At 42.0% G+C, this 8,420-nt stretch carries 12 protein-coding genes and 1 pseudogene; 9 read left to right on the forward strand and 4 right to left on the reverse strand.

Annotated features, from left to right (window positions below; translation table 11 throughout):
* Window positions 1-117: 117 nt before the first annotated feature.
* Both HWQ23_RS25380 and HWQ23_RS25385 read right to left on the reverse strand, forming a co-directional pair.
* Complete coding sequence (locus HWQ23_RS25380; RefSeq protein ID WP_334882546.1) at window positions 118-354, reverse strand: hypothetical protein; 237 nt, start codon at window positions 352-354, stop codon at window positions 118-120.
* 45 nt (window positions 355-399) lie between these two features.
* Entirely contained in the window at window positions 400-1,296 is an 897-nt protein-coding gene (locus tag HWQ23_RS25385; protein WP_292834508.1) for an ABC transporter permease, read from the reverse strand.
* A 98-nt stretch (window positions 1,297-1,394) separates the two neighbouring features.
* Here HWQ23_RS25385 and HWQ23_RS25390 point away from each other — a divergent pair, with 98 nt between their 5' ends.
* Window positions 1,395-1,697, forward strand: coding sequence for an element excision factor XisH family protein (locus HWQ23_RS25390; RefSeq protein ID WP_292834532.1), 303 nt, complete (start codon window positions 1,395-1,397; stop codon window positions 1,695-1,697).
* A complete protein-coding gene (locus HWQ23_RS25395; RefSeq protein WP_292834510.1) occupies window positions 1,685-2,020 on the forward strand; it encodes a XisI protein in 336 nt (111 codons plus the stop codon). The genes HWQ23_RS25390 and HWQ23_RS25395 overlap by 13 nt, the downstream gene beginning before the upstream one ends.
* Before the next feature lie 105 nt (window positions 2,021-2,125).
* Here the strand turns inward: HWQ23_RS25395 and trxB are convergent, their stop codons facing one another.
* Complete coding sequence (trxB, locus tag HWQ23_RS25400; RefSeq protein ID WP_292834512.1) at window positions 2,126-3,496, reverse strand: thioredoxin-disulfide reductase; 1,371 nt, start codon at window positions 3,494-3,496, stop codon at window positions 2,126-2,128.
* 683 nt (window positions 3,497-4,179) lie between these two features.
* Here trxB and HWQ23_RS25405 point away from each other — a divergent pair.
* The 5 genes and pseudogenes from HWQ23_RS25405 (at window position 4,180) to HWQ23_RS25420 (ending at window position 6,475) form a co-directional block, all read left to right on the forward strand.
* A complete protein-coding gene (locus HWQ23_RS25405) occupies window positions 4,180-4,365 on the forward strand; it encodes a DUF2281 domain-containing protein (protein WP_292834514.1) in 186 nt (61 codons plus the stop codon).
* On the forward strand, window positions 4,331-4,417 hold the full coding sequence (locus tag HWQ23_RS33500; RefSeq protein WP_365742672.1) for a hypothetical protein: 87 nt from the start codon (window positions 4,331-4,333) through the stop codon (window positions 4,415-4,417). Before HWQ23_RS25405 ends, HWQ23_RS33500 begins: the two co-directional genes overlap by 35 nt.
* Window positions 4,418-4,445: 28 nt before the next feature.
* Window positions 4,446-4,880, forward strand: a pseudogene (locus HWQ23_RS25410) (Uma2 family endonuclease); the annotation flags it as partial.
* Between the two features lie 261 nt (window positions 4,881-5,141).
* On the forward strand, window positions 5,142-5,276 hold the full coding sequence (locus HWQ23_RS25415) for a hypothetical protein (RefSeq protein WP_292834516.1): 135 nt from the start codon (window positions 5,142-5,144) through the stop codon (window positions 5,274-5,276).
* A gap of 125 nt (window positions 5,277-5,401) precedes the next feature.
* Window positions 5,402-6,475, forward strand: a complete 1,074-nt coding sequence (locus HWQ23_RS25420; RefSeq protein ID WP_292834518.1) for a lipase family protein — start codon at window positions 5,402-5,404, stop codon at window positions 6,473-6,475.
* A gap of 222 nt (window positions 6,476-6,697) precedes the next feature.
* Here HWQ23_RS25420 and HWQ23_RS25425 read toward each other — a convergent pair whose 3' ends face one another.
* Window positions 6,698-7,318 carry a tetratricopeptide repeat protein gene (locus HWQ23_RS25425; RefSeq protein WP_292834520.1) on the reverse strand — a complete coding sequence of 207 codons (621 nt, stop codon included), beginning with the start codon at window positions 7,316-7,318 and terminating at the stop codon, window positions 6,698-6,700.
* 370 nt (window positions 7,319-7,688) lie between these two features.
* On the opposite strand from HWQ23_RS25425, the gene HWQ23_RS25430 reads away from it, so the two are divergent.
* Both HWQ23_RS25430 and HWQ23_RS25435 read left to right on the forward strand, forming a co-directional pair.
* Window positions 7,689-7,895 carry a type II toxin-antitoxin system HicB family antitoxin gene (locus HWQ23_RS25430; RefSeq protein WP_292834523.1) on the forward strand — a complete coding sequence of 69 codons (207 nt, stop codon included), beginning with the start codon at window positions 7,689-7,691 and terminating at the stop codon, window positions 7,893-7,895.
* Entirely contained in the window at window positions 7,892-8,113 is a 222-nt protein-coding gene (locus HWQ23_RS25435; RefSeq protein ID WP_292834526.1) for a type II toxin-antitoxin system HicA family toxin, read from the forward strand. The genes HWQ23_RS25430 and HWQ23_RS25435 overlap by 4 nt, the downstream gene beginning before the upstream one ends.
* Window positions 8,114-8,420 lie beyond the last annotated feature (307 nt).

Raw genomic sequence — 8,420 nt, forward strand, 5'->3', positions numbered from 1 at the left:
CCCTATTCCCTATTCCCTATTCCCTATTCCCTATTCCCTATTCCCTATTCCCTATCCCCTATTCCCTATTCCCTATTTTCTATTCCCTATTCCCTATTCCCTATTCCCTATTATTTTTCATCCCCGATCTGTTCGCGCAGCGTCTGCCGTTGGGAGAAGACGCGGGGCTTTCAACTCCGATTTCTGTAAATCAGCAACAGTCGTGGTACGAAAACTCGATTCCTCGTGCCAAGCTGTAATTGGCGCACCTCTTAAGATGCCAGCAAGGGCGACGGAAAGGATAAACCCGCCAGTAGCGGCAGCAATTAACGTTAGGTTATCTTTCATACAAATCTCTGTATTGTTATTTGTCATTTGTCAATGGTTTTTTGCTATTAACCACTGACCATTGAATAGTGACTACTTTCGGATTCTATTTTCTCTCCGTAATCGGGGATTGACAAATTCATTTAACCCCTCACCAAGTAGTGATAACCCTACTACCATAAATGTCATCGTTAGACCAGGGAAAAGCGTAGTCCACCAAATGCCAGTAGGTAGAGCTTCTAGGGCTTGTTTTAAATCATGTCCCCATTCTGGCACTTCTTCGGGAAGTCCTAGCCCCAAAAAGCCCAAACCGCCCAATACTAGAATTGCATCTGCGGCGTTGAGCGTGAATAGGACGGGTACACTTTGAATGACGTTGAAAAACAGATAACGAGAAAGCACAACCCAGGTAGAAGCGCCCATTGCTTGAGCAGCTTCGATGAACACTTCAGTTTTCACGCTAACGGTGTGGTTGCGAACAACGCGGTAATATTGGGGGATGTAGGCAATGCTAATCGCGATCGCTGCATTTAATATCCCACGCCCCACCACAAACGCCAGCGTCACAGACAGCAGTAGCCCCGGTAGGGTGTAGATGCTATCCATAATAAACAGCAACACTTTATCCAAATTACCGCCGAGATAACCACTCAGCATCCCCAAAGGCACACCGATAATCATACTCAACGCTGTTGCCAAAATCACCACCAGCAAAGCAGCTTGAGCGCCGAACAATGTCCGGGAGAATACATCATAACCCAGGCGACTAGTACCAAACCAATGTTTAGCTGAGGGTGGCTCGTGAATTGGATTAGAGAGAAAATCTTTAGGGTTTTGCAGCCATCCCCAAGCCTGGAATACGGGAGCGAAGAATGCCAGGAAGATGAAAAATAGGGTAATGGCTAACCCGATGAGCATGAGTTTTTGGGAAAGATTGGGACTTTTGCCAAACTGTAAAAATGTCGGTAGTCGCCGTTTTGTAATGGCCATAGTGCGATCGCCTGGAGCAAAGCTTGATACGCTGACTATTTTACATATCAGATAGGGGATTGCGTAAACATTGTGAATAAAAATCCGGCGGCTTCACAATAGATACAGCTAAACAACTCTTAGCCGCAGAACAAGGAAGTAAAAAAATAGCTGTAGAAATTAAAAGTTTTATTAGTCCTTCAGAAATGGCAGACCTCAAAGATGCTATTGGGGGATTTATCATGTATCGTGCTGTTATCCATCGGTTGGAACCAGAAAGAAGATTATATTTGGCAGTGCGCGACAGCGTATTTACAGCTTTGTTTGAAGAACCAATTGGTAAACTTTTAATAGAAACAGAGAATCTCAAGTTACTCGTTTTTAATCCAGAAACTGAGAGGATTATTCAATGGATACCTTAGATAATTATCGACGTATCATCAAAGAGGTATTAGTACCCTACACAAAAATTCCTTATTCGCACGCAGCTATTGAATGTAAAGTAGTTTTTGATACCGAAAATGACAGTTACTTGTTGATAACGCTAGGCTGGGATGGTGTTAAGCGAATTCACGGTTGCTTAGTTCATCTTGATATTATTGATGGCAAAATTTGGGTGCAACGGGATGACACAGAAGATGGTGTAACCTACGAATTGATAGCAGCAGGAATTCCCAAAGAGAAAATTGTCTTGGGATTTCACCCGGAAAAAGTTAGGCAACACACAGGATATGCTATTGCCTAACTTCTAAAACATACTATAAATTAAGGCTACCACTTAAGCGAACAGTAGCGGGTATTGGGTATTGGGCAGAGTCTTCCCCACTCCCCACTCCCCACTCCCCATTTCTTAAAGATTACTTTCAATCAACTGACGGTATTCGCTCTTTTGCTTCACACCTTTGACTTCCTTCACGAGTTCCTTGTTTTTGAACAATTGAACCGTTGGTGTTCCTGTCACCCCAGCATTTTCGGCAATATCTCGGTCTTTGTCGATGTCAATTTCCACAAAGTGAATTTTGCTGTCAAATTCATCCACCACTTTATTTAAAATCGGCTTCAGGGTATGACAAGGGCCACAACCAGGAGAGACGTATTTAACAAGGATTAAGCGATCGCTTTCATGGAACAATTTCCGTAAAGCATAACCTCCCTCATGGCGCGTCCCATTTAAATTAAATCCAGCTTCTTCCTCGGCTTCAGTCTTTTTGGCTGGCTGAGGTTCTAATTCATTATCTGCTGTTTCTGTCTGTTGATGGAATTCTTGAATCAAGCCAGTGAATGATAACCAACGTTCTGCCAACATCGCCGCCATACAGCCAGTACCCGCAGCCGTAATTGCTTGCCGAAACTCATGATCTTGGACATCACCAGCAGCAAAAACGCCCTCTACACTGGTTTCTACAGTACCGTGCTTGGTGACAACGTAACCTATCTCATCCAGTTCTAATTGCCCCTTAAATAAAGAGGTATTGGGACTGTGACCAACGGCGTAGAATAAACCCTTAGCGTGGAGTTTGCTCTCTTCACCAGTTTTAGTATTGCGGACTTTCACGCCTTCCATGCGACCGTTACCGAAGATATCCACGGCTTCTGTGTTCCAATGCACCTGGATTTTCGGGTTACTCAAAACGCGATCTTGCATGGCTTTAGAAGCCCGCATTTTATCGGTGCGTACCAACATATTTACCTTAGAACCGTATTTGGTGAGGTAAATTGACTCTTCCGCCGCCGAGTCGCCAGCACCAATCACAGCCAATTCTGCACCGTGGAAAATTGGTGTTGCACCATCGCAAATCGCACAAGCGGAGATACCGCGACTCCAAAATTCATGTTCACTGGGTAAACCCAAACGCTTTGCTGTTGCACCAGTAGCAACGACGATGCTGTTGGTTTTAATTTCCCGATCTTGCGATCGCACTGTAAATGGACGCTGACTCAAGTCAACTGATATAACATCTTCAGTATATAGTTCAGCCCCCCAGCGCTCTGCCTGCGCCTTCATCTGATCCATCAGTTCCGGCCCGGTAATCCCTTGGGGAAATCCCGGAAAGTTCTCGACTTCCGTCGTTGTCATTAGTTGCCCACCAGGCAAACCTCCGGCTTGGAAACCTTCAAATACAACGGGTTTCAGGTTAGCGCGTCCAGCATAGATAGCAGCTGTGTACCCTGCTGGCCCAGAACCGATAATTACTAAGTTTTCTACTGTGGGGTTAGTCATGATTATATCCAAACTCATAACGACTACGCTTAATATAGCATAATAAACTGTGATTGGCTACGCCAGATGGGAAGCGATGTCTGCGACGGGCTACGCCTACGGAAAATGCCTACAGTACTATCCGATCAACACTTGCCAAACATGCTTTTAACAGCTAGATACAAGGGGAGCATCCCAATGAGTGTAAAATCTAATAATCTAGGACTTAGGTACTGTACAAATACATCGTGATGTGAATTAACGAGCTTGAGGAAGTTTTCAGGCTTTTCTTAATTATCCTGCGATGCCTACGGCGGTAAACTACGTAAATAGATCATGCTGTAGGGGCACAGCAATGCTGTGCCCTTACGAAAGATATGGTTTTTAACCTTGATTCATATTTGGTATTTCTTGTCAATGCGTAAGTCTTACAATCTTCCGTCATTGCGTTCGCGTAGCGTCTCGTAGAGAGCAGGGACGACGAACGCAATCACATATTAAATTTTATTATTTCATCGAATAATAAAAACTGGGATGCACCCGATACAAGTCACCGCAAAAAATGGTCGGAAACAGAGGAAGATATTTTTTATAAATTAGTTTAGCAGAGGCGATCGCTCACAGCTATAAAGCTTAATTTGGAATAAAATACCTTCCAGAAATTCCCAGACAATTACAAGCAGGAGAACCTCTCAGAAGAAATCATGGCTATTGATGCAGAAATTTTACAAACACTAGATCAAATGCCAGAGTCACTTAAACAAAAACTCTTGCATTATGCCAAATATTTAGTTGAGAATTATTCCTCAGCTGAATCCTTACGAAAGTTCACTACAGAAAAAGCGTCTATCTGGCATCTTAAAAGGAACTTTTGTTTTACCTTTGCCTGATGACTTTGATCAACCTCTCGAAGTTTTTAAGGAACCTTTTTCGCTATCTTAGAAAAGTAAGTCATTAAGAGATCGCGCCGATGGTTGCTTTACCCGATTACATTTTGATGAGTGCAGAGGAATATCTGGTTTGGGAACCCACCCAAGAGCAACGCTACGAGTATTGGGATGGCGAAGTTGTGGCAATGAGCGGTGGTACACGCAACCATAATCGGATTTCTCTCAATTTCTCGAAGCTCTTAGATGATGCCCTAGCAGAGCGCTCCTGTGAAGTATACATTGTAGATATAAAGGTAGAGGTAGAACCGGGGCAAAAGTATTTTTATCCAGACGTGGTAGTGACTTGCGATGAGCGCGATGACGATCCACAATTAGTAAAATCTCCCTGCTTAATTATCGAAGTGCTATCACCTTCAACGGAAGCAGCCGATAGGGGAAAAAAGTTTGCCAAATATCGCCAATCTCCAAGCTTGCAAGAATATGTCTTAGTACAAGTAGCTCAACCGGGTGTGGAAGATGCTGGCAGCTTCTGAACGCAATCGTTAGCTGGCTGAGGTTATCTGTTAAGGTGCGATCGCAATGTTTTCTTTTCGAGGCGATCGCTAATTTAGTACTCAAACCCACGAAGCTCAATCCAATCAGCGACTCTAGATATCTCGCTATAATGCTTCTTGAACTCTAACTTGCCGCAGATTTCTATGACCTCCCAGTAGCTTGAAGAACGATCTCAACAACTTGAAGCGCGAGTCGCAACTTTGGAGACAGAACTGGCACAAATGAAACAGATGCTGTCTGGGTTTCTCCAGAAGCAAACCCCTTGGTGGTTAAAAGTTGCGGGTAGCTTTGAAAACGACCCTACCTTTGATGAAGCGGTTCGCCTTGGACAAGAATGGCGTAAGTCTGCTGAGTAGGTTGCTAACAAAATACCCTTGAGAGTACCATTCAGGCTTTATCTGATTTCTATAGACTATGGACACAGCATTGCGATCGCCCATAGAATAAAGTCTTTTATTACTTACTATGAGTTGCGTAGCACATGGCATCCCAACGAGAAGCTATTATTTTTGTTCATGGTTTTTATCTTGGCAGAGATAGAAATCACTTTATTGATTGTTTATCCGTTGTTCTTACAGAAGTTTTAGAGTTCCCCAGAGTTCAGGAAATAGGAGAGGAAAAGATCACAGGACACATTGGAAAGAAATTCAAGTTAGATTTAGGTAAAAATAGCTCTAGGGAAATTGATGTTTATGATGCTTATTGGAATGACTTATTTAGTAAACAGCTAAGTGGTAGTAACTTGAAAACTCAAGTGTTTCGCGGCATCTATATATTGTTCTATTGGTTCTTTACAAAGAACCTACTTGCACTGAGAAACTCTCCTCCTCTACTAATAGGTTTGGGAACGTCCTTAGTATTGTGGATTTTTTGGTTTTATGGAATTGTTGGACTTGCATTTGTAGCACTAGGACAAGAGCCAAGCTTTTTAGGATTTCACATTCCTGAAGATTGGTCAAAGCCAATCAGTTCTTTCGGAAAGCAGATGAATAATTGGTCGGTCTGGTTAGTTGTAAGTGGCATCTTCAGCTTTGTGCCAATCAACCTAATTGCTGATGTTGCAGATTTTTCAACACGATATTTGGAAGAGAACTCTGAAGGCAAAATCTTGAAGGCAAAGATCCGAAAGCAGGTTGCAGATAAATTGAATGCTGTTCTAGAGACAGGACTTTACGATAGAGTGACTATTCTAGCCCATAGTTTCGGCGTTGTTATCGCAACTGATTTACTTGCGGATTATCAAGAGGATCATAGAGTTAGATATATATCTATGGGGGGTTGTCTAAAATTTATATCATGTAAATCTACAGAACTGGAGAAGGAAATTAGCAAATGTCTTGACAACGAAAAGATAGAAGCTTGGATTGATTTTTATTCAAATCAAGATTGGCTGTGTACAAAAACACCTATTCCCAAAAAGTCTAGTCCTGAGAGAATACAGCACAGAGAAACCCGAACACCTTTCTCTTTGTGGAAGCAGCTTACTGGTGAATCTCACGATCACTATTTTACGAATGAAGAAGTACTGAAAGCAGTTCTGAATCTGCAAAATTAAATATGTGGTTCAGTATTTAATAGACAAAATTTACCTTTTTGTTAGTTAAATATTTAGGATTGGTGGACAAATACCTTCGGAAGAGGTGCAAACACGTTCTCTAAAAAACGAGTAAATTTGGACACACTAAAAACCAGCTTCTGATTAGATCAACAATCTTTGTACTAAAGGTTTTGTATCTTTCCTTTTTTATAGCGCTTAATTTATTTACTATTGAGCAAATCAAGACCATCCTCGCAAATTTTTATGTACGCCCGCCAAATACCACATATAATCATCAATTTTGTAATTATCAGCAGCTTTAACTATATATTCCTGAGCTAAATCAAGATTATTCTCGGCTTCGTAATATAATCCCAAGTAAAGATGACTGTAAAAATTTCCCTTTATCCCTTCTGATTGACCGACAGTTAAAACATCATCTGGTGTACAATTTCCTGCATACAAATCATATACGCGCTGCATAACACGTCGAGGGTCATTTTTTACAGTTAGTAAAGAATTACGTGCCTCTTCAACACCTAACGAACGAGCTACGCAGAGATATCGCCATACTGTTTCTTCTACATCTTGAGCATTCACTGTCAAATCTATTTCAAATTGTTGAGCGCCTTCAACAAATCTTTCTGCATAATAGTACGATAATCCACGTTGCCAGAGGTAGGGTTTGATACGGGCATCCAATTGCTCTGCCATGTCAAAATCTTGAATAGATTCATCAATCTTGGCTACTTGAAAGTTAACCATGCCTCGGTGAATGTAAGCATTATGATTTTTCGGCTGATTGCGAATGGTTTCGTTCCAGCGCTGGAGTTGATTTTCCAGGGAATTTGAAAAAAACATGAGCTTGTTGAATTGGAATAAGATGCGGTGAATGGTTTAGGGATTACGATCATCTAGATTACGATAAAAGGCGATCGGCAGAAAGCACATGCGAGATAAAATGCTAGAACATTAGTGCTTGGTTAGGGTAGCAATTCGGTGGATGTGGAAATAGCGATGTCTACGACGGGCGTAGCTGCCGCTAATTTGTACCGACAAGTGCAGTTTTAAACCGAAGGCATCGACAATTGAATAGATGATCGATCAGGATGGGTAGACGCGCCGAGCAATATACAGTTTGAGGTTGAAATGCACAGTGGAAGGCAGATTTAGATGGCTTACTTGCTAAGATCAAGAACAGTTATACACATTTTTTGTTATCAAGTGGAATATGAGACAGGTAATAGTGTATCGAGATGAAGATGGCTACTGGATTGTAGAGTGCCCTAGCCTAAAAGGTTGTCTTAGCCAGGGTAAGACTAAACAGGAAGCCCTTTCCAATATCAAAGAGGCTATTTCAGGCTACGTCGCGGCGTTGGAGGAGGATGGCTTGCCTGTTCCAGAAGAGAACTTTGAAACTTTTCTGGTACTCGTGTGAGCAAACTACCGAGCATTTCAGGAATAGATTGCACCAAAGCCCTCGAAAAGGTGGGTTTTTACGAAAAGCGTAGGCAAAGTAGCCACATTATTCTACGACGAGATGAACCGTTTGCTCAAGTTGTTGTCCCTGATCATCAGGAGTTAGCCAAGGGTACGTTGCGGGCAATAATTCGGGATACTGATTTAAGCGTAGAGGAATTTATTGCATTGCTATAGGGCTGGACTAGCTAAGGCGATCGCCAGAAAGCACCTGCAAGATAAAATACTGGGACGCTAGGTTATAAATTAATAAAATACTATTGTGGTAGATTGATTGTTTTTTGTTTATTTGCTATGAAAAATCTAGAGATTACTTAGTTTGTAGTGTTTGCGAAATGAATTCTGAAAAGCCCACAGATAACAGTCACGTTATCAGAGAACACGACCTAGTTTCTTCTTCTAGTCCAGCACTAGAGGGATTAGAGGGCATTACCCGGATTTCTCACCAAGATTGAAAAAAGAGGGGTCAAAAACTGCCAAAATG

Origin of the sequence: Nostoc sp. JL33, assembly GCF_017114985.1 — a bacterium.
Lineage (GTDB): Bacteria > Cyanobacteriota > Cyanobacteriia > Cyanobacteriales > Nostocaceae > Nostoc.

What these genes read in the sequence shown, in the direction of transcription:
- HWQ23_RS25380 (WP_334882546.1), bottom strand. Translation starts at nt 354, where the DNA reads ATGACAAATAACAATACAGAGATTTGTATGAAAGATAACCTAACGTTA.
- HWQ23_RS25385 (WP_292834508.1), bottom strand. Translation starts at nt 1,296, where the DNA reads ATGGCCATTACAAAACGGCGACTACCGACATTTTTACAGTTTGGCAAA.
- HWQ23_RS25395 (WP_292834510.1), top strand. Translation starts at nt 1,685, where the DNA reads ATGGATACCTTAGATAATTATCGACGTATCATCAAAGAGGTATTAGTA.
- trxB (WP_292834512.1), bottom strand. Translation starts at nt 3,496, where the DNA reads ATGACTAACCCCACAGTAGAAAACTTAGTAATTATCGGTTCTGGGCCA.
- HWQ23_RS25405 (WP_292834514.1), top strand. Translation starts at nt 4,180, where the DNA reads ATGGCTATTGATGCAGAAATTTTACAAACACTAGATCAAATGCCAGAG.
- HWQ23_RS25415 (WP_292834516.1), top strand. Translation starts at nt 5,142, where the DNA reads ATGAAACAGATGCTGTCTGGGTTTCTCCAGAAGCAAACCCCTTGGTGG.
- HWQ23_RS25420 (WP_292834518.1), top strand. Translation starts at nt 5,402, where the DNA reads ATGGCATCCCAACGAGAAGCTATTATTTTTGTTCATGGTTTTTATCTT.
- HWQ23_RS25425 (WP_292834520.1), bottom strand. Translation starts at nt 7,318, where the DNA reads ATGTTTTTTTCAAATTCCCTGGAAAATCAACTCCAGCGCTGGAACGAA.
- HWQ23_RS25430 (WP_292834523.1), top strand. Translation starts at nt 7,689, where the DNA reads ATGAGACAGGTAATAGTGTATCGAGATGAAGATGGCTACTGGATTGTA.